Here is a 21811-nt window from a genome sequence, read left to right as displayed (position 1 = left end):
TTACGCCAGGGATGTGCTTTTATCGGAAGCTGGCGCTGCGCCCTCATTAAATTCCGGAGTTCCGGTTTTAAGAGAAGCTGCGCTTACGTATCCTTTGGTGAATTTGCCATCCTCGGAAACGGCAAACGGGATATTAAGGCCTGCAGTATCGCCGCCGTAAGACTGCGGTTTTACGATGACCTCACGCACGTACGCAAGATGATTGGTCGCCGCTGTGTCCTCCACGATGACTTCCAGCATAAGGGTTTTACAGGCATCGCCTTTTTTACGTTCAAGGGCGATATCTCGCAGTACCGGATACAGTTTGTTATCCGGGTCAGCATAGAACGGATCAGCGTCCATAGACGGCTCATATCCGTTGTCTCTCGTTTTGGTCTGGCCGAGAATATTTTTGGTTGTTTCGGTGTCCGGGTTAAGCTCTACGGACATATCCTCGATGTCGTCACCTACCAGCACCCAGCTTGCGGATGCCACGACTCTCTTGAATGTCGAATCGAGGTAAGTGGCCATTGCTTCACGCTCAAGTTTAGACATGTTTTTTCCTTTCTACCGCGTAACTTTTCGCGGTCAGCGGCTGCCGAATCGGTGCCGGTATGATTATTTTTTGAATTTCTTTCGATATTTTAATGACATGCTGACAACCCAGTCCTCCACTTTGTTTTCTGCCACCGTATCAAGATAAGATGGCGTAAGGCGGGTTATAGATTCAATAACTCTTCCTTCTGTAAGTGTCGGGTAAGATTCCAGATGATATTCTTTCCCATCCACCTGCACAGGCTGTTTTTCCAGCCATTTTCCGAGAGTGTCAAGAAATTCTTTGATTTCTGTCTTAATTCCCGGCGTTGTAGGTGCTGAACGATACACGATGTAAAACGGATAGTTGCAAAGCTGATCCACAATTCCTGTGATGTATTTCTTTTCAGAAGCAACCACAGCTCCACTCACTGGATAGAATGCAATCCCTTCATCCTCTTTGAGCGAAGAAAACTTGATCTTTTCGGTCGGCTGAAGTCCGGGGAAAGTGTTCAGAACTGTTTCCAGCGCTTTCGTTACGATGTCGTATCCGTCCACATCGTATGTAACAGGTTTTTTAACCTCCTCCGGCACGTTTCTTCACTCCCTTCACCCATTCTTTGCCGTGTGCCGCTTTTGCGGCATCAAACCAGTGATCCGTAGCAGACGGATGCGCGGTTCTATCGAATTTTAGTGGTGTATCAGTAACAACTTTTTTTGCGCCAGGTCTCGCCCACGCTGAACGCGTCTCCGGATCAACCATAAGTTTTCCCTCGTACAGGAACCGTCCATACGGTGGAGCGCCTGCGCATACCTTTCCAGTTCCCTGCATGGATGCACTGCGCACTCTGGTTGCATCCACCATGATTCCGTCACGAAAAGGCATGTACGGGATCATATCATTCATAACCTGTCCATCAAGCCAGAACTGCGCTTCCTGGAACTGCTTGTCGAACCTCGTAAGGTCTACCTGTACCTTAACATGTCCATTCACGACCGAAAAACTGGGGAAATGTTTCGTATTGCTCATTATTTTCCCCCTATTTCAAAATGAGGAATAAGCCTGTACGGACCGCCTACATTGCTGATGGAAAACACATTATCGTATTTTTTATTCATGTAGTCATAGAATCCGCGGTCTACTCTGCTTGTGTATTCCGCGTCTTTCACCACGCCGTACATCTGCCGTTCAACAATTGTGGCAATCGGCCTTTTCTCGTGATCCTGCACGTATACTCCGTTATGGTCGATAAGATAAGCCTGTTCTTTCTTGACGCAGTAATCGCCGAGCACGAAAAAATCTTCGTTAGCAAAAGTGATTGTTCCCGGGAGTTCTTCATTCGTCTGAGCTTTCCAGGCTTTCGGTGATAACCACTTCTTTCCCTGCACCATAATAGTGCCGTTATCTGGCGTATATGCCACGTGCAGGCTGGCCGTATCGGCGCTGTCAATGCCGGTTCGGACAATATTTGCGACCTTGTCCGTGATAAGATCCACATGCTGCAACACAGTCGGATACCAGAATACATTCCCGGTTTGATCTTCGTACCTGTTGAAAAGAGTTATGGTTTCGTCATACATGTTTCCACCTACTTCTTATTCTTCACGAGAGCCGTTTCATATTGACCGCTAAAACGTGATTTTCCATTTGAGTACCACGTATAGCCTTTGGGATTCGTAAGAGCATTTTCTACGGGTTTCCAGCCTTTAGGGGGGGTATTGAAGCGTTTTACCGTCTTACCGTTTACAGTTTTCATCATTCCACTGTTGCTACCTCTTCCGCCCATATCACAACCTCACTCCTGCATACAGGACCGGAACGCCGTCATCCGTCATAACGCCCTGTAGATTTTCGAGAATAATCTGTGTCACGAGCACGTTTTCTACCTTTTTGTCCATCGCCGCTTGTCCGTAGACGCTAGAATTTGTACCGCTAGTTCCGGTCACGTAGGAGATGCTTTCACTGCCGGAAGAAATCGAAGAAACGGCCTTATTGATGACCGTTCCATCTTCTCTCTTTACGGTTCCTACTGTTTCCATCGCAGCATTTTTTACGGTGTCGATCTGAAAAAGCGCATCCGCCAGTGTACAGACCGCTTTCTTGATCTTTTTCTGTGCCCGTTCGTTTTCCGGCAGCCCGTCTGCAAGCCGGTCGAATGTCAAAACATCAATTCGATCACTTGCCCGCTCGGCGTACCGCGGAAAGTCGGATTCTGGCACGGTATCGCCGAAATATGAAGTTGTGTAAAATTCATAATCTGCATAAGCCATGCCAGATACCTCCGTCAACCGTTGGACTTAATCAGTCCCATACGGATGTTTTTGTGATTGAATGCAAGTGACCAGTTCGCTTTTGCTCCGAGTTCCGCATTGGTCGGGGATTCTTTTGTGATTCTGTTTGCATTGATTGAGAATCCGTTCGGATGCAGCACGTAGCCCTGTTTTGTGTACAACTTACGAATACCGGCTTTGGTTTCCGGATCGTAGTCTGCATAGTACGGGTCCTCGTAGTTGGTTTTATCGCAGGTGAGCACCGTTCCAGATCCGATCATATAGCTCTTATAGATCGGAACGTCTGTAGATGTGTCTACCGTGAAACGATCAGATACAACTGGAATGAATCCGCCGATCGTCGGAAGCTCAACATCTCGCTCGATAGCATTGGTGATAGTGTACTTGTTGTAATCAACCAGCCCCATAGCCTTGTAACGAGCGTAGATGTAAGAGTTAAGGACCAGCAGACCCATGTTCTCGTCTGCGTCTCCAACTGCTTTCTGCTGCGCGAAAATCAGTGTTGTATCATTGATTTTGTTTGCATCGGTTACGGTTGTAACCCCAGAAGATGCCGTCGCCGAAAGATCCGTAACATGATCTTTCATACCGTCCAGTGAAAGAACTGCATCAACAATAGCCATGAGATCACGGGTTCTTACCTGCCGATAGAATCCAGCAACTGAATTCGCAACGTGCGTCATCGGGTCAGCGCCGGTCAGCTCTTTTGTGAAATCCTGGGATTTCCATGCTTTCATACGCTGGGTCAGCATACAAGTCTGTTTCTTTCCACTGATCTCTGTCGGGGTGTTGTCGGTTTCACCATCATTGTTGAGCGCGTGAGATTCATCCTCATCAATCGGAACATAGAACGGAAGTGTTGCAACGTTTCCTTTTGTTCCGATCAGATCCATGATCGTCTGATCCTGTACAAGGATTCCAGACGCTAAGATTCGGTCATTCCAGGTCGGCTGCTCGCTCATGTAGTCGGAGAACACCTCCGGATCAAATGAAAAGCCGCCAAAAGTACCAGTTCTTGGCATTGTGTTTCCTTTCTACCGCGTAACTTTTTGCGGTCAAGCGTTATCGCGTGATAACGGTGTTATTTCGAGAGTGCTTCGTACAGCTCGGGATCTTCTTCTCTTAATTTGAGTCTTTCATCAAGATTCATTTTGCGGAAAGTTTCTTTCGTAATCTCGCCTCCATTGCCGCCGGTTGTAGGCTGTGTGAACTTGGCTGCATTGCTCTTTGCCTTTTTGGCTCCGGCATCCGTGAAAATCCCTGCTTTCTGTTTTCCGTCCTTGTCGGTAATCATCTCTGTGAAGATATCCGAAATGGACTTTCCTTTTGCAGAATCAGCATCCAGCGCTTTTGCAAGCTCTGCGCGGTAGTAGTCGGCAGTAATATCGTTCAAAAACTCGTATTTCTTCGCTCCCTTTTCGTCTGTAGCCGTCAAGAAATCATTTACCTGTTTTTCGACTTCTGCCTTTCTGGCATCTGCTGCCCGTCCAGCTTTCTCTTCGTTGAGCTGTGTGGTGAGGGTTGTAACTTTCGTCTGTAATTCTTCGACGTTCACGTCTTTGAATCCCTCCAGCTCTTTCTGCACATCGTCCAGCGAGTTCTTGTACTCATCACGCTTTGTAACTACCTTGTCATAATCTGATTTGGTCCGATAGTTTTCTTCCATCTTCTTTTTCAGATCTGCTTTTTTGTCTTCCGGAATCTCGATTTCGAGTTCTGAAAGAATTGCTTCGTAGTTCTGCATTTTCTATCCTCCTAAACGTTGTTTTTAACTGCCCGTCGGCAGTAATGGATTAAGGCAGATCAACCTCTGCCGGGGTAATGGGAAAATAGGATTCGAACCTATCAAGCAGTCCAAAGATCCAGCATCTTATGGCAGAATCAAGGGGGATGATGCCAGTTTTCCATTACTGTTTCCCAATTGTGTAATTCATAAAATAATAAGAAACACGCCGCGTTTTCAGAAAGGCTTGAGGAACGGAAAACGCGGCATATTTCAGACACGTTCCGAGCCTTGTGCAGGCTCTTAACAGGATCCCCTAGAACGTCGAAAGGAGGTGAATTGAACATCAAAATGACTTACAAGCCCATCCCAACTTCTTTTCACGCTCCTATCGTACTACATTCAATGTTTTTCGTTGTACCCATCTTGTCATCACGAATCAGCAAGTTTTCGAATCTGCTGCATGATAGCCTGTCTTTCGTCGCGAAAATCCGCATCAAGAATCATCGCCTGCAGCATATCGAACACCTCAACCATCAGGCGGCCGACGGAATCCATAAGCTTATCTTTGTGCGCCGCGTCTCCGTGTTCCTGGTACGCCATTTTTGCCGCAATGTATTCGTCATACAATGCATCAATATTCTTATCATATTTTCCGTTGCTGTACTTCTTAATCAGTGTCTCTGATGCATCCATCATGACCGATGGAATGCTCTCACACTCCATTTTCCGCATATTGCACAGTGTGGTTGTGATTTTGAACATTGCGTCAAGGTTATCTGTCGTGAGTTTCTGCATCGCAGATTCTTTTTCTCTTTCCAACTGCTTTTCCAGCACTTCTTTCACGTTTCCCATCATTCCACCTCAATTTCTTTCATGCGTTTCTTGTATTTCTTGTGCAACTCTTTTTGCGATTCTGTGATATGGACCATATCATAGCCGGTTGAGATCAGGTCCAGAATAATCTTGTCGATTTCTTTCAGCTCATTACTTACGTCGTCCACCAGAGAAGTTACAAGCGTGAAATCTTCCACGTTACCTTTCTCAAGGAGCGCGGCGGCATAGATCTGATACACCTCTTTTGTTTCCTCTTCCCATTCCCGATATGCTAAGAATCCATCTTCTACAGCTTTCTGCTTAGTTCCTTTTCCGACAGATATGCTTTTCGCGGAGTACCAGCTATCCGGAATCATCTTCACTTCACCAGAAAACGCATTTTGAATCAGTTTTCCGTGTCTTTCGATGCGATATTTGCATATTTTTCTTCTTTCGATGCTTTCCGCGAGGTGCTGGTACTCATGGAGCCGCTTATATCCCTTCAATCCGAGAAAATCGAAATAGTCCGCGAGCTGATCGTGCATCATGATAGCCGCGATGAAGCGGCTGTTGATTTCCGAAAAGATAGCATCCGCATCTGTTACGTCTGTTTTGCTTCGGAAAGTAATCATGATTCGTCACCCCCTACGCAACTTTTTTGATGATGAGGTTCGCGTCTTTTACGAGAACTTCGGTTGCAGAAATATTTCCGACTGACACAGTAAGGCTCGTTCCCGCCGGCACAGGGATCAGTGTGTCTGCGCTCACGTTCTGATAAGTGTTCGCAGTAACTACGGTATAATCCATCTCTGTTCCTCCAACCGCTTCTCCGTTCAATTTCAGCGTAAGCACGGTCGCGCCCGCTGCCGCCGCTGTTACGTTTCCGTTGAACTGTAATTCTACCGCGATAGGAAGGTTCGTCCGGTTCGTGATTGTGAAAATTCCGCTTCCCTCGATGTGGTTCAGCCATCCGCTGGAGCATCCACAACGACGGGATTTTACGCGGGTATTGGTGAATACAATATTCTGTCCTGCTGCTACTGTCTGTTCTGCTTTTGCAATTACATTTAACATAATTTCTCTCCTTTTTGAAATGAAACAGGGGCAAGCTCCACGCCTACCCCTGCAATTTTGCACAACTACTGTTTCGTAGATTTGGAATCTTCCAACATGCTGATTATTTTATTTTGATTTTCGATGATCCGGTCAAGGTACTTTCTGTCCTGTTCCTGCAGGTGTTTTGCGATATCCGCATTGCTCGCCTGCGATAGGTCGCTCTGATAATTCATCGCCTGCAGGAATACACCGAACAGGTTCAGAAGATCGAGCGCGGACAGCTCGCTTGTGCTCATCACAGCACGTTACCGCCATTTCCGCAACATCCGCCGTATCCGGTCATGTTGTACGCGAAATACGGGGAACATGTAAGATAAGCCGGTGTAGGTGTCGGGCGTACTGCATCAATGATTGTACGGGTCTGCGAAACCTGTGAAATCTGATTGTACGCGTTCTGCAGATCGCGGTCACGGTCTGACAGCTTATCCCTGAGTGCCTGGATGGTGTTTTCCTGCATCATCTGTCTGGTTGCGTTTCCGTCGGCCAGAATGCTCTCTTTGATGTCACAGCAACACTGTGCCATCTGAGCCTGCATATTCTGTGCCATGAGTGCCGCATCATATCGGCTCTGCAGGATCTCTTTCTGTGTTTCACAGCAACAATTCTGCTGTGCCGCCTGCACCTGCTGTAAGCCGAGCTGATTGGTATACCGGTTTTCCAGTACGTCTCTCTGCGTCTGGCAAGCTGTGTTGGAAACGTTCTGATTGGTATTGAAAATGTCACGTTTGACAAATTCATCAGAAATGAAATTGTCCTGCACGCCAGTCTCAACGCCGCCACGGTTCCATCCGCCCATCATCGGGAACAGAAATGCCAGCAGAATAATCCAGATCCACCAGCAGCCACCGCCCCAGTCATCGTCATTGTTTCTCGTTACGGCTGCTACATCAGCCGCGCTAAGTCCCATTGTTCCATCTGTCATGGTTATTTCTCCTTATCCTTCTATTTATTAAGGCTGTGCACCGCCCTAATATCTTATTTCATCAGCCCGGAGAACTGCCCCGGGTCCATCCCGTTCTGTCTGCACATTTCCTCGAATACCTGCTTCGGGTTCTTTCCCTTGCACATATCCATAGCCTTTTTAACATTCGGGTTTGTCTGCGCCATCTGTTCTACTGCGGCCTGCGGGTTGCCCGCCTGTTTGAGCTTATTGACCATCTGTATAGCCTGCATCATCGCGCCCATCGGGTTGTTACCGCCGCCCATATTGCCTATCATGCTCATTAATGGATTCATACGGGTTCCTCCTTATTCTCCGGCTTTTCGCCTAATCGCGTCAGCAGAGCGTCAAATTCCTGCCGCGTAACGTATTCTTGTCTTTCTTCTTTCGACTGGCTCTGTGCCGGGTTTAGGGCTTCCGGCGAGATCTCGGCGAACTGAAATACCTTGAAAGTCGCGCTTCCCATTCCGTCCACAGACTTAACGTAGAACACAGGGCTGTTGTTATCCATCATCCAAGCAGTATGTCCAGGCTGGACAATCTGATTTCTTGCGCCCTCGATGCCAGCAACCTGTATCCAATTCACGTTGCTGGTCGGTGCCTGCGGCTGTTGCTGACTCTGTGGTACATACATGCTCATCTGCTGGTTTCTCGCCTGTTCCAACTGATTGATTCTCTGCTGAAGCATTGCCTGTTCGTTCGCAAATGCCTGCGGGTCAATATACGGATACATATTCATCCCTCCGTTCTCTTTCTACTCATATTTTAGGCGCAAAAAAAGGACTCTGACAGTTCGTCAAAGTCCCATGAAATGCTTAAAAAAGTATCAATCAACATACTTTAATGATTTTGGTGTTTACGTTTCTGCTGATCCGTTTTACAGTAGAAACAGAAATGTTCATTAGTTCCGCACACTTTTCGAGCGGAATATTCCTACTCCGATAATCAAAAAGTGTACGTTCGTCACGCGTAAAATTACAATACGTGCGAAAATATTCCAGCTCCGGTACTGTGAATTCATACACTTTCAAGATAAGCCCTCTTAATTTTTCTTGTCGGTCATCGCATTTACAAGTTCTTCCCTCGTTTTTTTTAAGCCCTCGATGTTGTTCCCTGTAATCTTATTTTCGATCAGATTGAACATGCTCCTCATTATCAGATTCATATCATCTCGTTGGGTGCGGATAGAGGTATAATCTTTCTCAAGTTTTGACTTGATATCCTTGATATCCTCCTCCATCGTCTGCATCCTCTTTTCCAGATCCCTCTCTGGCTTTTTGAATTTCTTCCATGCTCCGGTCAGAACCACAATCGCGCCACCTACTGTAGTTATCCAGCCGCAGAGAATCATGATTTGATTAATCGTCTCAATCATCTGCTTTTTCCTTTTTGCGTTTTTGATATCGCCGTGCATCCGCTGCGGCTCTTGCTGCCTGTTTTCGGTCCCAATGGGCTATTTTCAATCGCTCATCATAAGGGCGCAGGTTGTTGTCTTCGCAAAACTTGCGATATGCTTTATTTTGCTTACTAAGCAAATTAGCTTTTTGCTCTGTTCTACTTTGCAATTTGCTTTTCGTCTCGTCATCGCTTGCGTTGTCTATAGCATATTGCAAAGTTTGAATTTGCCTTTTGCTGTTTCGTATTCTGCGCTCCAACAATCGTTGCCGCTTCTGTGCTTCTTCAACCTTACGATTATCTGCGTATGAGATGTTCTTAGCGTCAAATGGGTTGTTCTTTCCGTCTCCCGATCCGAAACTATGACGGCAATTCCAGCCGCCCAGTCCCTCGCCGGTGCCGTATCCGGTCACCTCGTAGAAATTCGGGTATTTCTTGTTTTTTCCGGTTCGGGAATAGAATCGTCCTTGCCACCAAAGATGATTTCCCGGGTTCTGCCCGCCGTCTCCCGTTCGTGCGCCTACATGAGCAGAAACAAGAATAATATCCCAGTCCATCTCCTCCATCCGCGTTTCTGATACATCGCACGCCGCCTGCGCTATACCGGTGCGTACGATGGTCATGGTCGCAGATTCAAGGCTCTGCCGGTATCCTGTCGGGTACTTGACTGTCAGCCCCTCCTCGGACACTTTCTCGATCAGATCAGCCACCACAGCGCCGTAAGACTCTCCGCCGCTCAGAACCCTGTGATAGGCGCTGTCAAGCTCGTTGATAAAAAGTCTCTGCGCTTCTTCTGCGGTCGTCCGGGTGAAGTTCCGCCATGTGCCCGCGGTCGCCTTATAGTCTCTTTCCAGTACGCGCATCAGTGTGGGGGAAAGAAGAAGCGGCGTAGGTACCAGCCCAGCCGCCTTATATACCGCGTCGTCCCACTTGAGCGTCTGTATTCCCGCGTCAACGCAGGCTGATTTGATCTCTGATAGCTGCTGATTGGTCGCCTTTGCTATCTCTTTCTGGATATCTTCCAGCAGATAGCCAGCTTCCTGCAGTGCTTCGATTCTCCACTTGTCCGCCGCCGTCAGCATGTAGTTTTCGCCGCGTTCCATGCGTGTTAAAATCGCCTTGACGATCTTCCGCATGATCCGGTTGTGTAAATCCTCTGTGATGGCTTCTGCGCCCTCTGCCGCGTGCTGCAGATACTCCGGGGTAAGCATGTCTTATTCCTCTTTCTGTGCCTGTTTGATGATCTGGTTTGCTCCGGTGCTTGCTAATCCGCTGACAATGCCGACGGCTACCGCATTAAGCACGTCATGCGCCGGAAAGTCCGGGATTGTGTACATACCAACAACGCCAAGCACCGCTCCCGCCAATCCTACTGCGCACGGAATCCACTTGTTGCTAATATCCGTTGCTTTCATCACCATGCCTACCAGATAGCAGACTACTGTGATGCATACTACTGTTGCTACTCCACTCATATCCATGTTATCATTCCTCCTTATATTTGCTGTCAAAAAGCTCATCCTCTTTCGGAGTGGCTTCTTCGACCATTGCCTTTGCGTCTTCCTCCGAGAATCCCTCGAACTTGACGAAATACATCCACGCCGGTACTTTTCCGGCATTAACGTAATTCCACCAGCGTGCGCGGTCCTCCTCGCGGTTGTACGTAATATCACCGAAATCATACGTTACTTCGTACTCTCCCGCCGGACTCTCGCCGTACAGATCCGCATAGACGCTCAGCGCGTAATAGACGGCATCCATGCACTTCTCGAGCTGATCCCGAACATCTTTGATATACTGGATCGTCCGCCGGTCATCGGATTCAACCTGTGTTGCCGTTACCATTCCGGTTTTCTGGTCAAATACAAAATAGCCGTTTGAGAAGCCCGCCTTATAGCCGATCTGAGACAATAGCGCGTTGATGCCATTAACTCTTACCTCTGTGTTGAGTGTCGGGTTAATCTCTTGATAGAATGTATCCGCTCCTTCGCCGTACACGTTGCGAACATACTTTGGCAGGTGCGTTGTTGCGGCTGCTCCCGGGGTCATCTTATTGACCGGAGTGCCAGCCGGAGACAATAACCGATCATCTGCCAGAACAATTCGTTCACTGTCGTGGATTTCTCCGGTCATGCGGGAATACGCAATATCAAGATCTTTCAGTTCTTCCATCGCTTCTGCATATACCGGCAGGCCGAGCGGTGTTGACTTGTCCACGTTGTTCGCTTGCGGTGTCACGAATACGCCAAACATCGGGCCATCCAGGCTTTCTCCGTTCGCTTTCAGAATCGGCGGTGAGTCTGCCATAAGCTCAGACCATTTCGTATCTTTCAGATCCACCGGATCTCCGATTGAATCTGGTGTTTTCGACCGATAGGCCCGATTGGAAATATAGTAAGGGCGAACTGTATCATCGCCCTGCTTTTCTTCTTCAAATCGGTGATATTCCAGTCGTGTGTAGTACCATTTTCCCTGTGTGTACGTGTCCTTGAATATCATTCCGGTGATATTCTGGTTATCATAATCGGTTATAAGCACTTCATCCGGCGTGAATACATCCAGTGTCTTCCCGTTCGGCTTGATGACTACCGTTCCATACGCACAGCCATATTCCACCCATTTTCGGATACTGAAAAACACCGCGTCCGTCTGCTGCTGCAGCCATTCCGCCCGTGCTGATCCCTCGATTGTGATTTTAATTGCTAATGTCGCAAGTCGCGCCGTTTCGGAGCTTAGCGTTTTTGCAAAATTGATTGTTCGGATGCCGTTCTGTGCGTCTTTCCACATCGGCTCCCCGGAGTAAACAGCAGCGCATTTTTTTATAACTGTGTCCATGATCGGGGATTCAATCACATCAGCATCAAACGCCTGCTCCGCTTCGCTTCGAAAAAACATGCTTAGCCACCTCTTAATAGTTGTTATCAGTCCCATTCCTAGCCCTCTGTCACTTTTCTGCCGCACATCGGGCAGTAATTGACGTTATGCGGCGTTCCCTCGATGCTCCCTGCCGCTCTTGTCTCGACCATCGTCTTGCGTATCAGCTTACACTTATAGACGTACCGTGCACGCTGATCGAATCTTTCTAAGGTTTTCCAGTTTTTCAGCTCATCGCAAAATTCGCACATTATGCACTATACCCCCTTCGATTAAATAATGGTTCGTACGCATAACGTAAAGCCGAGATAGCATGGTCGTTACCGTCTGGATATCCGCTGATAACGTTCCCGTCCTTATCCCGGTCGTATTCGTATTCCGTGATTTCTTTGTAAGCGTGCGGTGTCCGCTTCGGATCAATCACGAGAGTTCGTGCCTGCAGGAATTTGAATCCGTATTCAATGCTTCCCGGTCCTTTGATTGCTCCCCTGGCCGGGAGTCCGGCATCCCTATAGTCGTTTACGGACTTAGGCTCCGCGGAATCGCAGATAATCGTATAGTCATCATACCCTTTTTCTTTGATCCATTTTGCTGTTTTCTCATTGCTCCACTTATTCACGTATAGTTCGTCAATGAGATAGATTTTCTCCCGCGCCGAATCGTAGTAAGTCCGCAGGTAGCAATACTGATCCGGGTACCATCCGAAGTCAACGCCTGGATAGATACGGTCCATGTGGCTAATCTCTTCGTCTGTGATGTCTCGGATCTCCAGATATTCAAACACGTTTCCGCCGTCTCCGTTCGGGATGCCGAGATACTCATGCTCGTACGCTTCCGGATTGACTTCTTTTAGATGTTCCGCGTCCTCGATGAACTTCTTTCCGAGCCATTCCGGCGGCGCGTCTGTATAGCACGAGTGGTGTATCACTCTTTTCGGATTCGGCACGAGCTTGATTCGGTTGACCCAGTTACTTTTGCTTTTGGGAGGGTTGTAGGATGAGAAATCATAGGAGATGTCACCACCTCGCAAAACTGACTGATTCACGGAACGCTCCTGTGCGTCGCCTTTCATCTGGTCTTTCTCCTCTTTCCAGAGGATTCCTATATACCCAAATTCCGGCTTAATGGATTTCAGTTTTGTTTCGTCATCCAGTCCGCGAAAGTATATCGTCTGTCCAGTCTTGATATACTTAATTTCGAGCGGAGACACCTTAAACTCGAACTCTTCCATCAGCCCCAGCTCATTAATCGCCCATTTCATGTTGGCATACACGGAATCTTTCAGTGTCCCGGCTACCTGTCTTGTGATACACGCGTGCATCTGCGGGTTATTCTTGAGGATTTCAACGATTTTGAAAGCCACATAGGACGATTTCAGACCGCCACGCCCGCCCTCAAACACGTATTCAATGTTAGGCTCAATCCGCCGGTTGATGTCCACGAATGCTTTTCCAATCACCCTTGCAGGCAGCTCATACACCGCCGTGTCTGCTTTCTTGTCCGCCACAAGCTGCTCCCACTTCTCAACAGCCATCATATTTCCCTCGATGGCCTTACTATACACCGACGCTACGATCCGCGCGTTATTGTTCGCATTTTCATCGTCAATTCCAAGCTTTGCGAGAGACTTTTTTGCCTGCGCAGGTGCCGGGTTCTCGGCTATCATCTTAGCCAGTTCGGAAAGGGTCTTTTTCTGCCTGCGCACCTGTCCAGACTTGATACCGCCTTTTCTGGCGTTCTCTCTTACCTCGCTCTTACTTCTCCGGTTTGTCGGTATTAAGTTTTGTTCGTTCGCCATTCCATCATCTCTGTTCCCTTTCCTGTAGCTTTATTTCTTTACCCAACTCTTTGTTTTACCGTCCCACCGAAAGCCTTTTTCTTTTAACATGCTTCGTATGTTGTAGGTTTGTCCCGAAACGCTGCTTACCTTGTCCCATCTGATACCGTAACTTTCAATTCCCCTGGAATCATCGTAGCTCACAATACCATGTTGAATTTTATACGTCACGTCTTTGGTGTTCGCTTTCGGGTTGCTGTTGTCGAACGTTCCATAGGCTTTTACGATCTCAATTCCGCCTTTTTCGTTCTTTCTCTCTACGGCATCATAGACATCATCTCTATAATGTGCCCCGTAGATTGAATTTCTACGGTAGAATGTCGTAATTGTCTGTTCTTTCGCTCTCGGGTCCAATGCTGATTGGCTTTTCCTGCCTATTCCGCTTGCCCCCCTCGTCCGCCCATCTAGGTTCCCTCCTTCTTGTATCTCTCCTGGAACGCTGCGACCTTTTCCACGTCCCCTTCCAGTTCTTCCGGAACTTTCCCGAAGAAGATCACATGCTCCGGTGATAATCGTTTCATCATTTCTTCATATCCCCGCAGGAATGCCGACTTTTTCGCCTTGCTGTTCTGCGTTCCCACACTGGATACTGCCACCACGCTTCCCACCGGCTCGCCATCAAAGCACCACTCGAACGAGCTTTCATCGCTCCATGCGATCGTAGGTATTACACGCAGTCCATTCATTTGCATATATGCCGCGCACCAGTGTTTTCTGTAATGGTTGTAAATCTGCATGGCTTTCGGAAAGTCCGTGTACATGCTGAAATCCGGTGAAAGCACGTAGTCATAGTCTCTCAGTACCTCAATATACCTGTCCGGGTTGTTCCATACCCGTTCGAACTGGTAGTCATCCAGGAAGAAATGCACGCCCTTCCCGGCTCGCCTCGCAGTGCTCGCAGCGTAATTGAATCCGATCCACTCGCACTTCTTGTACTGTTCTGGCATAATTTCGGGGATTCCGTATTCTCCCACGCCGGAGAAGATCATTTTCTCGAGATTGTCGTAAGTCTTGTTTGTAGGCATAAAAATCACCCCCATACTAATACACTTCTATTCTTAGTGTACTTGCATGGGGGCTTTTCGTTGTACCCTTTTTGTTACTCTTCTGGATATGTTTCTGTTTTTTCTTCTCCTTCCAGTCTTAAAACCACCTTATAATCTTTCTCAATAATTACGTTTTCATCAACCATGCTTACGATCAGATCATTGTCTCTGTCCAGTATCTGGATTTCTGCAACATTTTTGTTCCCAATTTTCATCATAACTCCTTCCCGTGCAGAAGCAGCAATCTATACAGCTCCTCGATTGTCTTCCGCCTGTACCCCTGGAAATCTTTCCGCTGCATTGGGATGTACTGCACCTGGCTGATCCGGTCATATCCAATTCCAAGCGTCAAATTCGCGAACAGGGCACTCGATATCTCCGGGCAAGTCTTCTGTGCGGCCTGCAAGATAAGATTCTGGTCGTAGTCGTGCGCGTTTCTGCAATATGATACGATCTTATCCCCAAGTTCTTTCGAAATCCCGTAATCTTTCAAAAATGTGTTCCGAATGCTCATGGTGCAGCTCCTTTCTGCGTTACGCTTCTTTTACTTCATCTCTTAACTGGCAGAATTTGTAGGTGACGCAATACTCTCCCACGCTGAATACCGCAATATGTGTAGAGATATCAACCAAAGTTGCATCACTCCACTGATACGAATTTACGTTGCCATCCGCGATTGACGGGCGGCGGATCTTATACCTGTTCCCTATCACAAGTTCTTCTTTTGTCATTTTGATTTTTTCTCTCCTTCTTCATCCAAGTTCATGCTTTCTAAGTCTTCAATTAGCTTGCTATATTTACTTAATGTCTGATCTTCTTTTACCATCTTAAATACCCCAAAAATTTTCCTCGATTAGATGCAACTTCTACCGACACATTAAAATACTCTGCAATCTTGGAAGTATCTACTACGTTACCGTCCGCAATCCTTTTAAGAACTGTAAGATATTCCGATGCTGGCATTAAAAAAGCTGCTGCAAACTCATTTGCTTGATATTCTTTTTCGGAGCTTCCTATTCGATGATAAATGTTATTCTCTTGTCTTGCCCATAACTCTTTATTAGTTCTATATCCCATATGAAGAAAGAGATGTCCTAATTCATGCGCAATTGTAAATCTTTCTCTTTTTTCGTCTTGATATGGGGATACAATAATCCTAAATCCATCCCCTTCCTTTTCAACTGCGCCATCTGAAAATGAAGTTTCTTTTTGGATAGTACCACCTAATATTTCAACAATATCACCAATATTCTGAATCGGAACAGAAATGTCATATACATTTAGTATATCTTCTGCTAATGAATTAATCATTACTTTAGTTGGCTTTAATACATCATATCTATTCTCTCCCTCATACGACTCATACAGTGCGCCACATCTGTCACATTTGTATGCTCTACTCATTCTTCCTCACCTCCTCCAAACCCTTCAAAGACCGTTTTAACTACTCCTCTTGTCACTTCTGGAATTACAGCATAAGGCATAGCAATTCCTTTTTGTATATATTGTTCTGCCGACTCCGCGATCTGTTCTTCCAGTCTCTCATACCGCGCCAACTTTTCGGCTACCTCGTTTAGTACTCGGCATTCATCTGATGCACAGTATTCCCCGTCGTACGGGCAACTGGTACCGCACAGCTTAATATGTGCGGTACCGTCAAAAGAATCTTCTGTAAGTCTTTTCACTCTTCCCATCTTCACTCCTCCGGCATATCCATATACCAAGCTTTTTCGATTTCTTCCGCCAACAAAACCATGCTTTGCGTTTGTCCCTCATGTACCGGCCCACACAGAATCTCTACTGCTTTGCACTGTGCGCTCTGTTTTGCAATCAGATGCAACACTTCCATCGCTCTTTCTTCTGTTTTGTAAGTTCCAAGCTGTTCGAATTGGTCTGCGCAGATTTTAAAACAACCTCCAACCGTCTCAGCCACATAAAGCACTCTGCAAGTATCAATATTGAAGATTGCTTTCTTGTCCTGTCTTCTAATCAGCATCTTCTTCCTCCTCTTCTGCTGGCATTTGATACACATATTCCTGTGCAAGCGCTTGATACACGGTTACACGGAGTCCGCCGATCCCTCTACCCGCGTAAATGATTTCATCTGCTTTGCAGCATCCAATTTGCTCAGCAATTTCATCAAGAACCTTTTCTGCTTTCTTTTTTGTTTTATAGACTCCTACTACACCTGCTCTTGTCTCGATACCATACCGGCCGTCCGGTCCGCAGAACATACGGAAATCATTTCCGTATGTATCTACCACAAGATCTTTGTTTTGACTCTTAATTATCATTCTTTCTCCTTTTTCCTCACGCAAATCTCAACTGTTCCTGGCTGTCATCGATATTCAGATTCGGCACCCGCTCCCCTACTTTTAGGTATGGGCAGTTGGCTTCTTTGTACTGCTCCATCGGTTTCACCTTCTTTCTTTTTCAAAACTGCTTTTCAGCATCCCCGCTTTGATCAGCTCGTAAATAATATCAAGGCTTGTTTTTCTGTTTCTGTACCTGCAATTAGGATTCGCGTGAATTCTCGGGTCATCATCTCTCCAATCATTTACCTCAAAGTATACATCACTCACAAAAAGCATCTTTTTTCCTCTTGCTACGCACAGATAATAGCATTCGAGGTCACTCGATATTCCTTTGCATTTTTTAAAACCAAATTTTTCAAATTCTTTCGCTTTTACCGTTGGAATCAGCATATTTTTTCACCTCCTACGCAAACGATTTTTGACGTATTTACGCAGATTGACTTTAAAAATATCCTCGGTCAGACGCAGCGTGGTCGGATGATTTGTTTTGTGCATCAGGATGGCATCCGGATCGTGATTGATTGCAATATCTACCGACCGCCCCAGTGCCATCTCGATGCCAACGGAGGCACCGCCTCCGCCAGCAAAACAGTCAACGATAAGATTCTTTTTCATAGAATTACCTCCAGAATATCTTCCAAAGGGACATAGTGTTTCATGTTATTCGCATAGTAGACAACAGCACATTTTACAGTTTCTTTCGCTCTTTTGGATACATAAAACGCTTCCGGAATAACTCCGACACCTACATCACATTCCTCTTGATACTCTGCATCAAGACAACCTTTTACAATAACATCTCTATATCCAACAATTACTCCGATGAAATTCTTGTCAACATGTTTGAAATAGGTTTTTTCGATATACTCAACGTCTTTTTCGACAGTTCCATCATTGCCCATGCTCACAAGATTATTGTCCATTGCATCAGCAGTTAAAGTTTTTCTGTCGAGTCGCAACCATTTTCCGTCGTTAAATTTTTTATAAAAGCCTTTGCATTTTACCTTGTCGAATAAATTCATATGTTTTTCATTCAGAAGCCCGGTATACCCTTACCCCGGCCGGAGGCTGGCTCCTTTCTTTGTGTTTGTTATTTTTTATGTTTCTTGTTCCACTCGTTCAGAAATTCAATTTGCTCCTCATCCTCTTTCGGATCTTTTTTCCGATCCGGCGGGTCAAGCATTAGTTTTGCTGACGCGAGAATCACCGCGCAGAACAGAACAATTCCGATGATCTCCATTCTCTTTTCCTTCCTTTCCGAGAATCTGTTTTCTCGTTTTATCCCATTCTTTCAGAAGAGCATCCGGGAAATCGTTTTTACCGTATTTCGTTTCTTTCATTCTTCCGCCCCTCCAAAGCCAAACTCTTTTGCGAGATCCATATCCTCAAATTCCAGCGTCGCGCCGGTCTTTTCGTGCAGCTCCTCGTACATCTTAGCCAGACCTACACTGTTCATCTTCCGTACTGCAGCAGTGTAGTTGTCCATGTACCGGTCAAGCGCCTTTTTGTACCCCCAGGTCTCATAGATCGCCAGTGCAGAGCACACGACGTTCGCCGCGCTGATGCAGTCCTCTGCTTTCAGCAGCTTTTCCTGTGCTTCTTTCTGGTAGGCTTCGGACAGATTTCTCTGCATCCTGTCCACCCATTTCCGCAGGATCTCGAGCTTTACGCCTGTGATCCCGCTCACTTCTGCGGCTGTCATCGTCTCAGGGCTTAACTTAGTTGACGGCTTTTTCTTCAATTTATTGCTCATAGGCCCTCCCCTGTCCTTTTCTTATTATTTCATCATCTGGTAAAAGCAAAACGCTACTGTTGCGCAGATAATTGCTGTTTTGAGTACTGATACCATGCTTAACCTCCTGTCAATGCCTGCTCCAATGCCGCGAAATCATAGTCCCGCTGGTTGAAGTTGTTGAATTTGTTTTCTTTCTGCTGCTTCGTCGGCTCTCTTTTTCCTGGCTCATAATTCGCGTCGAGATAATCCACGTAACCAGAATTGAAAAAGGTACTGCCGTACTGCGGCTTTCTCCAGTCCTCCTTTTCCAGTTCCGTCTTATACCTCTGAATTGCTCTCTCAAGCTCTTCATGCCCGATTTTAAGCAGTTTTTTCTTTGCTGTATCACTTACCTGCCCCTTGCCTTTTTTGTTCGGATACAGGCTCCACAACCGCTCGAAAAGAATCTTTGCTTCTTTGGTTTCCTCCGCCTTTTTCGACGGCTTCGGTTCTTCTGGTTCTTCGTGTTCCTCTTGCTTCTCCTCTACCGGCGGTGGTGTTTCCTGCTCCACAGCTTCTATTTTCGCCTGTTCCCTGTACCGCGCCTGCCGCTTCCGGTTGCTCGCCCGGATCTGTTCCAACGCGGCTACGTTCTGATGTTCTTCCCATCCAGGGATCAGAAGCGTGTTTTCCTCGTTTCGGCTTATCATTCCCATACTTTCCAGCGCTTTCATGGCTACCAGAATAGTACTTTCTGGGAATCCAAGCTCATTTGCGAGCATCGCCGGAGTATACGGGATGTTTTCGGTAAGGAAAATATATCCATTGGAATTGCACCGCCCTGCCAGAGTCAGCAGCATGACCCAGATAAGAACGATGTTGTTTCCCTCCGGCAGGCCGCGCAGATACTTGATCTTTCGATTATCGAACATGTCTATCGACATCTTAACCCACTTAACCTCGCCCATCGTCCGCACCTTCTTTCAGACTCATTCCCGCTTCGTATTCGCGGAATATTGTCATCCAGTCGTCGAGTTCCATCGTGACTAGGATCTTATGATTGTTTCTTTTGTGGAATACTGTGGGCAAAACGTCTTTTCCACTTTCTTTCGCGTCGTGTTTCGCCTGATCCATCCAATCATAGAGCTGCATTCGCTCTTGATGTTTCGCTTCCACGTGGATCCCCGGGAGGCCTACAACATCGGATGCGTCCCCGGTGTTCCCGCAGTATTGCGCGGTCCGGCGGGACTCCGTGTAGCCATACTCCCGGAACTTTCTGGAAAGCTCCAACTCGAAGCGTTTCCCTTTCTGTTTGCTGTTGATCGGCATTTCTGCCCCTTTCCGGCGGCTCCAGCCAGCCGCCTTTTTGTGACGTATAAAATTTTGAACCATACTGAGATACTCTGTTGACAGTTCCATGCTGGACTCTATGATTTCCCTTCCGGGCTATCATCCACAATGATTCCGTAGACGTGATACATTTTCTCGAAGCTCGGCATTCCTCGTTGATGTGCGATCGTGTGGTGCGTCCTGCACAGACAGATTTTCCGGTATCCAGAATCATCCACCCTCCGCCGGTCATTTCCCATGCCGATTGTATCAACATGGTGTATTTCACCGTCTTTCCCGCATACCGCGCATTTTCTGTGCTTGATACACGCGTATAAGTATTTTCCAACGTCATCCGCGCGTTCTATTCCGCTGTCTGAGAGCTGTATTCCCTCTTTCAGCACGAAATCCATCAGAAACGTGATGAAATCCCGTGCCGTCCCCATCGAACAGTCTGAAAGGGAGAAATACGGCTCTCCGGTCTCGATCATGTAATTGCATTTCATAATCTCTTTCATCTCCTCCGGGAGATAGCCCAACTCAATAGCTATATCCCGGATGGTCGCGTATGCTTTCTTCCGCTGCAGATTGGAGATATGCCGCCCATCGTCGAAACGCATTTCTGTATTCGTGATGGTTTTGTTCTCGATTTCTTCTTTCAGTCTGCTTTTCGGCAGCCGCACTACAAGCCACGTATCACCGTCTTTTTCTACGGATTTTACGATTTCAGCCAGAGCGTGCATCACTCGCCCCCGAGCTGTTTTTTGAACATGTTAAGAATCTTTCCGGCCTGCATCGCCGTCGGGCGGCCGTTCTTAACTTTTTGTCTTTTATACAGCTCTTCAAGATTGACATTGTGTTTGACCGCCAGATCCCGGATGGTCTTTTCCTGCGCATCCGTGCAAGGCTCCCCGCTGTCAATCGCCCGGTTGGAATCCGGATCAATACTGTCATCGAGCAGGAACATGCCCGAGAGCGCATATTTCCGCGCGTAGGACGATGCAGAACCGGTGGTCTGGCTCTCGTCCATCTTCGCTTTCGGGACAGCAGGTTCCCGTGCAAATGCGCTTGTACTACGGCTTTCTCCGCTTTCCAGGTCATATACCGTCACCGTTGCGCGAATATACACATTCGCTCCTACCGCTACCACTTCGTCGGTGATCTGCACTGATAATAACAGCTCTTTTTCCATCGGTTTCAACGCTCTCATGATGTCCTCAGCGCTTCTGTATTTGAAATTTCCGAATTCATTAACGTGATTCTTCGGGACCTTGATCCGCGTCTGAATCTGCATGATTTTCTCATCTACTTTCGCCATACGTAGCTTCCTTTCTGTGCTCATGAATCCATCTATCCATGCAGTTTTCTGTGTGGATGCACTCGCCATTGACCTCTACATAGTCCTCACCGTAATACCCCGGCTTCGCAGGCTCAATGACCTCTCCGCAAAAATCACAGATCAGAACTCTTCTTCCGTTTTCGTCGCTGTCCCACATGGCTGCACCTCCACTTCTCTCAGTCCAAGAATCGCCGCGATTGTCTCAACCTGCGGGAATTTTTCAGATTCCAGATACCGGCGTACTGCTTCGATATAGCATCTTGCGCCGTCCTCTACACTTTTTTCTGTGCTTACGTCCATTCCTGCATATTCATAATGTTTCATTCTTCTACCTCCGAAAATTCTCCGTTTTTCAGCGTGTAATAAGTGTCATCTTTGATTTTTTCGCCGTCTACACGCTCTGTTTTTACGCAGATCGGCACATAGCGTCCTTTTTCTTCATCTTTCACCCATTCTGCAAGCGTGATCCAGCTCCCCTTTTTGCCTTTTGCTTTTGATTTTCTGCCCGCGCACATAATCACAGCGTCTTCTCCGGTGCTGTTGATCTGCGCGTAGTCACCGG

39 protein-coding genes and 2 pseudogenes are annotated in these 21811 nt (G+C 47.0%); all 41 read right to left on the bottom strand.

From position 1 onward, the window contains the following. A complete protein-coding gene (locus DWX32_RS11615) occupies nt 1-534 on the bottom strand; it encodes a hypothetical protein (protein WP_118660132.1) in 534 nt (177 codons plus the stop codon). A gap of 63 nt (nt 535-597) precedes the next feature. Continuing rightward, on the bottom strand, nt 598-1107 hold the full coding sequence (locus DWX32_RS11610; protein ID WP_118660130.1) for a hypothetical protein: 510 nt from the start codon (nt 1105-1107) through the stop codon (nt 598-600). Continuing rightward, complete coding sequence (locus DWX32_RS11605; protein WP_243037585.1) at nt 1091-1543, bottom strand: minor capsid protein; 453 nt, start codon at nt 1541-1543, stop codon at nt 1091-1093. The genes DWX32_RS11610 and DWX32_RS11605 overlap by 17 nt, the downstream gene beginning before the upstream one ends. After that, nucleotides 1543-2094, bottom strand: a complete 552-nt coding sequence (locus DWX32_RS11600) for a hypothetical protein (RefSeq protein WP_118660126.1) — start codon at nt 2092-2094, stop codon at nt 1543-1545. The genes DWX32_RS11605 and DWX32_RS11600 overlap by 1 nt, the downstream gene beginning before the upstream one ends. Before the next feature lie 207 nt (nt 2095-2301). After that, nucleotides 2302-2784 (bottom strand): hypothetical protein, encoded by a 483-nt coding sequence (locus tag DWX32_RS11590; protein ID WP_118660122.1) that lies wholly within the window; start codon nt 2782-2784, stop codon nt 2302-2304. Between the two features lie 14 nt (nt 2785-2798). Continuing rightward, entirely contained in the window at nt 2799-3827 is a 1029-nt protein-coding gene (locus tag DWX32_RS11585; RefSeq protein WP_118660120.1) for a hypothetical protein, read from the bottom strand. 59 nt (nt 3828-3886) lie between these two features. Beyond that, on the bottom strand, nt 3887-4549 hold the full coding sequence (locus DWX32_RS11580) for a phage scaffolding protein (RefSeq protein WP_118660118.1): 663 nt from the start codon (nt 4547-4549) through the stop codon (nt 3887-3889). A gap of 411 nt (nt 4550-4960) precedes the next feature. Further along, nucleotides 4961-5383 (bottom strand): hypothetical protein, encoded by a 423-nt coding sequence (locus DWX32_RS11575; RefSeq protein ID WP_147398493.1) that lies wholly within the window; start codon nt 5381-5383, stop codon nt 4961-4963. Further along, entirely contained in the window at nt 5383-5976 is a 594-nt protein-coding gene (locus DWX32_RS11570) for a hypothetical protein (protein ID WP_118660114.1), read from the bottom strand. The genes DWX32_RS11575 and DWX32_RS11570 overlap by 1 nt, the downstream gene beginning before the upstream one ends. Before the next feature lie 13 nt (nt 5977-5989). Then, on the bottom strand, nt 5990-6418 hold the full coding sequence (locus DWX32_RS11565) for a hypothetical protein (protein ID WP_118660112.1): 429 nt from the start codon (nt 6416-6418) through the stop codon (nt 5990-5992). Nucleotides 6419-6483: 65 nt separating this feature from the next. Beyond that, complete coding sequence (locus tag DWX32_RS11560; RefSeq protein WP_147398492.1) at nt 6484-6699, bottom strand: hypothetical protein; 216 nt, start codon at nt 6697-6699, stop codon at nt 6484-6486. Then, nucleotides 6696-7382, bottom strand: a complete 687-nt coding sequence (locus tag DWX32_RS11555; protein ID WP_118660108.1) for a hypothetical protein — start codon at nt 7380-7382, stop codon at nt 6696-6698. Before DWX32_RS11555 ends, DWX32_RS11560 begins: the two co-directional genes overlap by 4 nt. A gap of 53 nt (nt 7383-7435) precedes the next feature. Beyond that, a complete protein-coding gene (locus tag DWX32_RS11550; protein ID WP_118660106.1) occupies nt 7436-7696 on the bottom strand; it encodes a hypothetical protein in 261 nt (86 codons plus the stop codon). After that, nucleotides 7693-8133, bottom strand: coding sequence for a hypothetical protein (locus DWX32_RS11545; protein WP_118660104.1), 441 nt, complete (start codon nt 8131-8133; stop codon nt 7693-7695). Before DWX32_RS11545 ends, DWX32_RS11550 begins: the two co-directional genes overlap by 4 nt. 309 nt (nt 8134-8442) lie before the next feature. Continuing rightward, complete coding sequence (locus DWX32_RS11535; protein WP_147398491.1) at nt 8443-8775, bottom strand: CTP synthase; 333 nt, start codon at nt 8773-8775, stop codon at nt 8443-8445. After that, a complete protein-coding gene (locus DWX32_RS11530; protein ID WP_118660098.1) occupies nt 8768-10006 on the bottom strand; it encodes a phage minor capsid protein in 1239 nt (412 codons plus the stop codon). The genes DWX32_RS11535 and DWX32_RS11530 overlap by 8 nt, the downstream gene beginning before the upstream one ends. A 3-nt stretch (nt 10007-10009) precedes the next feature. Then, entirely contained in the window at nt 10010-10276 is a 267-nt protein-coding gene (locus DWX32_RS11525) for a phage holin family protein (protein WP_118660096.1), read from the bottom strand. Between the two features lie 4 nt (nt 10277-10280). Continuing rightward, a complete protein-coding gene (locus DWX32_RS11520; RefSeq protein ID WP_243037584.1) occupies nt 10281-11690 on the bottom strand; it encodes a hypothetical protein in 1410 nt (469 codons plus the stop codon). A gap of 38 nt (nt 11691-11728) precedes the next feature. After that, nucleotides 11729-11920 (bottom strand): hypothetical protein, encoded by a 192-nt coding sequence (locus DWX32_RS11515; RefSeq protein ID WP_118660092.1) that lies wholly within the window; start codon nt 11918-11920, stop codon nt 11729-11731. Beyond that, complete coding sequence (locus DWX32_RS11510; RefSeq protein WP_118660090.1) at nt 11920-13467, bottom strand: PBSX family phage terminase large subunit; 1548 nt, start codon at nt 13465-13467, stop codon at nt 11920-11922. The genes DWX32_RS11515 and DWX32_RS11510 overlap by 1 nt, the downstream gene beginning before the upstream one ends. Nucleotides 13468-13497: 30 nt before the next feature. Next, nucleotides 13498-13860: a hypothetical protein gene (locus DWX32_RS11505; RefSeq protein ID WP_118660088.1), complete on the bottom strand. Its 363-nt coding sequence runs from the start codon at nt 13858-13860 to the stop codon at nt 13498-13500. A gap of 50 nt (nt 13861-13910) precedes the next feature. Then, nucleotides 13911-14531 (bottom strand): DUF4417 domain-containing protein, encoded by a 621-nt coding sequence (locus DWX32_RS11500; RefSeq protein WP_118660086.1) that lies wholly within the window; start codon nt 14529-14531, stop codon nt 13911-13913. 74 nt (nt 14532-14605) lie between these two features. Next, nucleotides 14606-14770 (bottom strand): hypothetical protein, encoded by a 165-nt coding sequence (locus tag DWX32_RS19655; RefSeq protein ID WP_158579583.1) that lies wholly within the window; start codon nt 14768-14770, stop codon nt 14606-14608. Next, nucleotides 14767-15066, bottom strand: coding sequence for a hypothetical protein (locus tag DWX32_RS11495; RefSeq protein WP_118660084.1), 300 nt, complete (start codon nt 15064-15066; stop codon nt 14767-14769). The genes DWX32_RS19655 and DWX32_RS11495 overlap by 4 nt, the downstream gene beginning before the upstream one ends. A 19-nt stretch (nt 15067-15085) precedes the next feature. Further along, complete coding sequence (locus DWX32_RS11490; protein WP_118660082.1) at nt 15086-15283, bottom strand: hypothetical protein; 198 nt, start codon at nt 15281-15283, stop codon at nt 15086-15088. 88 nt (nt 15284-15371) lie between these two features. Continuing rightward, nucleotides 15372-15956 carry an ImmA/IrrE family metallo-endopeptidase gene (locus DWX32_RS11485; RefSeq protein ID WP_118660080.1) on the bottom strand — a complete coding sequence of 195 codons (585 nt, stop codon included), beginning with the start codon at nt 15954-15956 and terminating at the stop codon, nt 15372-15374. Further along, a complete protein-coding gene (locus DWX32_RS11480) occupies nt 15953-16246 on the bottom strand; it encodes a hypothetical protein (RefSeq protein WP_118660078.1) in 294 nt (97 codons plus the stop codon). The genes DWX32_RS11485 and DWX32_RS11480 overlap by 4 nt, the downstream gene beginning before the upstream one ends. Nucleotides 16247-16248: 2 nt before the next feature. Continuing rightward, nucleotides 16249-16548 carry a hypothetical protein gene (locus tag DWX32_RS11475; protein ID WP_118660076.1) on the bottom strand — a complete coding sequence of 100 codons (300 nt, stop codon included), beginning with the start codon at nt 16546-16548 and terminating at the stop codon, nt 16249-16251. Then, a complete protein-coding gene (locus tag DWX32_RS11470) occupies nt 16538-16846 on the bottom strand; it encodes a hypothetical protein (protein WP_147398490.1) in 309 nt (102 codons plus the stop codon). Before DWX32_RS11470 ends, DWX32_RS11475 begins: the two co-directional genes overlap by 11 nt. A gap of 123 nt (nt 16847-16969) precedes the next feature. Continuing rightward, the gene (locus DWX32_RS11465; protein ID WP_118660072.1) at nt 16970-17257 is read right to left on the bottom strand and encodes a hypothetical protein; all 288 of its coding nucleotides are present in this window, start codon (nt 17255-17257) and stop codon (nt 16970-16972) included. A gap of 21 nt (nt 17258-17278) precedes the next feature. Beyond that, nucleotides 17279-17419 (bottom strand): annotated as a pseudogene (locus DWX32_RS20880) (DNA cytosine methyltransferase); the annotation flags it as partial. 59 nt (nt 17420-17478) lie between these two features. Then, complete coding sequence (locus DWX32_RS11455) at nt 17479-17889, bottom strand: hypothetical protein (protein ID WP_118660070.1); 411 nt, start codon at nt 17887-17889, stop codon at nt 17479-17481. Nucleotides 17890-17957: 68 nt separating this feature from the next. After that, on the bottom strand, nt 17958-18107 hold the full coding sequence (locus DWX32_RS19650) for a hypothetical protein (protein ID WP_158579582.1): 150 nt from the start codon (nt 18105-18107) through the stop codon (nt 17958-17960). Nucleotides 18108-18203: 96 nt separating this feature from the next. Further along, on the bottom strand, nt 18204-18620 hold the full coding sequence (locus DWX32_RS11450; protein ID WP_118660068.1) for a hypothetical protein: 417 nt from the start codon (nt 18618-18620) through the stop codon (nt 18204-18206). 98 nt (nt 18621-18718) lie between these two features. Then, nucleotides 18719-19549 carry a phage replisome organizer N-terminal domain-containing protein gene (locus DWX32_RS11445; protein ID WP_118660066.1) on the bottom strand — a complete coding sequence of 277 codons (831 nt, stop codon included), beginning with the start codon at nt 19547-19549 and terminating at the stop codon, nt 18719-18721. Next, the gene (locus DWX32_RS11440; protein ID WP_330421827.1) at nt 19536-20000 is read right to left on the bottom strand and encodes a putative PDDEXK endonuclease; all 465 of its coding nucleotides are present in this window, start codon (nt 19998-20000) and stop codon (nt 19536-19538) included. Before DWX32_RS11440 ends, DWX32_RS11445 begins: the two co-directional genes overlap by 14 nt. An 8-nt stretch (nt 20001-20008) precedes the next feature. Then, nucleotides 20009-20653, bottom strand: coding sequence for a putative HNHc nuclease (locus DWX32_RS11435; RefSeq protein ID WP_118660064.1), 645 nt, complete (start codon nt 20651-20653; stop codon nt 20009-20011). Then, nucleotides 20653-21228 (bottom strand): ERF family protein, encoded by a 576-nt coding sequence (locus DWX32_RS11430; protein WP_118660062.1) that lies wholly within the window; start codon nt 21226-21228, stop codon nt 20653-20655. The genes DWX32_RS11435 and DWX32_RS11430 overlap by 1 nt, the downstream gene beginning before the upstream one ends. Then, nucleotides 21212-21406, bottom strand: coding sequence for a hypothetical protein (locus DWX32_RS11425; protein WP_118660060.1), 195 nt, complete (start codon nt 21404-21406; stop codon nt 21212-21214). Before DWX32_RS11425 ends, DWX32_RS11430 begins: the two co-directional genes overlap by 17 nt. After that, complete coding sequence (locus tag DWX32_RS11420) at nt 21370-21573, bottom strand: hypothetical protein (protein WP_118660058.1); 204 nt, start codon at nt 21571-21573, stop codon at nt 21370-21372. The genes DWX32_RS11425 and DWX32_RS11420 overlap by 37 nt, the downstream gene beginning before the upstream one ends. Next, nucleotides 21570-21811: pseudogene (locus tag DWX32_RS19645) on the bottom strand (hypothetical protein); the annotation flags it as partial. The gene DWX32_RS11420 and the pseudogene DWX32_RS19645, both read right to left, overlap by 4 nt.

It is taken from the genome of Blautia sp. AF19-13LB, from assembly GCF_003479105.1.
Taxonomy (GTDB): Bacteria; Bacillota; Clostridia; order Lachnospirales; family Lachnospiraceae; genus Fusicatenibacter; species Fusicatenibacter saccharivorans.
The sequence above is the reverse complement of the archived record's forward strand: the minus strand, read 5'-3'. Positions and strand labels throughout refer to the sequence as shown.

Bases quoted from the DNA above. Each gene is read 5' to 3' on its own strand.
- DWX32_RS11515 (WP_118660092.1), bottom strand. From the start codon at position 11,920: ATGTGCGAATTTTGCGATGAGCTGAAAAACTGGAAAACCTTAGAAAGA.
- DWX32_RS11555 (WP_118660108.1), bottom strand. From the start codon at position 7,382: ATGACAGATGGAACAATGGGACTTAGCGCGGCTGATGTAGCAGCCGTA.
- DWX32_RS11425 (WP_118660060.1), bottom strand. From the start codon at position 21,406: ATGTGGGACAGCGACGAAAACGGAAGAAGAGTTCTGATCTGTGATTTT.
- DWX32_RS11525 (WP_118660096.1), bottom strand. From the start codon at position 10,276: ATGGATATGAGTGGAGTAGCAACAGTAGTATGCATCACAGTAGTCTGC.
- DWX32_RS11420 (WP_118660058.1), bottom strand. From the start codon at position 21,573: ATGAAACATTATGAATATGCAGGAATGGACGTAAGCACAGAAAAAAGT.
- DWX32_RS11475 (WP_118660076.1), bottom strand. From the start codon at position 16,548: ATGCTGATTAGAAGACAGGACAAGAAAGCAATCTTCAATATTGATACT.
- DWX32_RS11465 (WP_118660072.1), bottom strand. From the start codon at position 17,257: ATGCTGATTCCAACGGTAAAAGCGAAAGAATTTGAAAAATTTGGTTTT.
- DWX32_RS19655 (WP_158579583.1), bottom strand. From the start codon at position 14,770: ATGATGAAAATTGGGAACAAAAATGTTGCAGAAATCCAGATACTGGAC.
- DWX32_RS11450 (WP_118660068.1), bottom strand. From the start codon at position 18,620: ATGAGCAATAAATTGAAGAAAAAGCCGTCAACTAAGTTAAGCCCTGAG.
- DWX32_RS11590 (WP_118660122.1), bottom strand. From the start codon at position 2,784: ATGGCTTATGCAGATTATGAATTTTACACAACTTCATATTTCGGCGAT.
- DWX32_RS11600 (WP_118660126.1), bottom strand. From the start codon at position 2,094: ATGTATGACGAAACCATAACTCTTTTCAACAGGTACGAAGATCAAACC.
- DWX32_RS11615 (WP_118660132.1), bottom strand. From the start codon at position 534: ATGTCTAAACTTGAGCGTGAAGCAATGGCCACTTACCTCGATTCGACA.
- DWX32_RS11510 (WP_118660090.1), bottom strand. From the start codon at position 13,467: ATGGCGAACGAACAAAACTTAATACCGACAAACCGGAGAAGTAAGAGC.
- DWX32_RS11480 (WP_118660078.1), bottom strand. From the start codon at position 16,246: ATGGGAAGAGTGAAAAGACTTACAGAAGATTCTTTTGACGGTACCGCA.
- DWX32_RS11570 (WP_118660114.1), bottom strand. From the start codon at position 5,976: ATGATTACTTTCCGAAGCAAAACAGACGTAACAGATGCGGATGCTATC.
- DWX32_RS11435 (WP_118660064.1), bottom strand. From the start codon at position 20,653: ATGCACGCTCTGGCTGAAATCGTAAAATCCGTAGAAAAAGACGGTGAT.
- DWX32_RS11440 (WP_330421827.1), bottom strand. From the start codon at position 20,000: ATGGAACTGTCAACAGAGTATCTCAGTATGGTTCAAAATTTTATACGT.
- DWX32_RS11575 (WP_147398493.1), bottom strand. From the start codon at position 5,383: ATGGGAAACGTGAAAGAAGTGCTGGAAAAGCAGTTGGAAAGAGAAAAA.
- DWX32_RS11430 (WP_118660062.1), bottom strand. From the start codon at position 21,228: ATGGCGAAAGTAGATGAGAAAATCATGCAGATTCAGACGCGGATCAAG.
- DWX32_RS11580 (WP_118660118.1), bottom strand. From the start codon at position 4,549: ATGCAGAACTACGAAGCAATTCTTTCAGAACTCGAAATCGAGATTCCG.
- DWX32_RS19650 (WP_158579582.1), bottom strand. From the start codon at position 18,107: ATGGAGATCATCGGAATTGTTCTGTTCTGCGCGGTGATTCTCGCGTCA.
- DWX32_RS11550 (WP_118660106.1), bottom strand. From the start codon at position 7,696: ATGAATCCATTAATGAGCATGATAGGCAATATGGGCGGCGGTAACAAC.
- DWX32_RS11470 (WP_147398490.1), bottom strand. From the start codon at position 16,846: ATGATAATTAAGAGTCAAAACAAAGATCTTGTGGTAGATACATACGGA.
- DWX32_RS11530 (WP_118660098.1), bottom strand. From the start codon at position 10,006: ATGCTTACCCCGGAGTATCTGCAGCACGCGGCAGAGGGCGCAGAAGCC.
- DWX32_RS11445 (WP_118660066.1), bottom strand. From the start codon at position 19,549: ATGGGCGAGGTTAAGTGGGTTAAGATGTCGATAGACATGTTCGATAAT.
- DWX32_RS11485 (WP_118660080.1), bottom strand. From the start codon at position 15,956: ATGAGTAGAGCATACAAATGTGACAGATGTGGCGCACTGTATGAGTCG.
- DWX32_RS11585 (WP_118660120.1), bottom strand. From the start codon at position 3,827: ATGCCAAGAACTGGTACTTTTGGCGGCTTTTCATTTGATCCGGAGGTG.
- DWX32_RS11455 (WP_118660070.1), bottom strand. From the start codon at position 17,889: ATGAATTTATTCGACAAGGTAAAATGCAAAGGCTTTTATAAAAAATTT.
- DWX32_RS11495 (WP_118660084.1), bottom strand. From the start codon at position 15,066: ATGAGCATTCGGAACACATTTTTGAAAGATTACGGGATTTCGAAAGAA.
- DWX32_RS11500 (WP_118660086.1), bottom strand. From the start codon at position 14,531: ATGCCTACAAACAAGACTTACGACAATCTCGAGAAAATGATCTTCTCC.
- DWX32_RS11565 (WP_118660112.1), bottom strand. From the start codon at position 6,418: ATGTTAAATGTAATTGCAAAAGCAGAACAGACAGTAGCAGCAGGACAG.
- DWX32_RS11490 (WP_118660082.1), bottom strand. From the start codon at position 15,283: ATGACAAAAGAAGAACTTGTGATAGGGAACAGGTATAAGATCCGCCGC.
- DWX32_RS11535 (WP_147398491.1), bottom strand. From the start codon at position 8,775: ATGATTGAGACGATTAATCAAATCATGATTCTCTGCGGCTGGATAACT.
- DWX32_RS11605 (WP_243037585.1), bottom strand. From the start codon at position 1,543: ATGAGCAATACGAAACATTTCCCCAGTTTTTCGGTCGTGAATGGACAT.
- DWX32_RS11520 (WP_243037584.1), bottom strand. From the start codon at position 11,690: ATGTTTTTTCGAAGCGAAGCGGAGCAGGCGTTTGATGCTGATGTGATT.
- DWX32_RS11545 (WP_118660104.1), bottom strand. From the start codon at position 8,133: ATGTATCCGTATATTGACCCGCAGGCATTTGCGAACGAACAGGCAATG.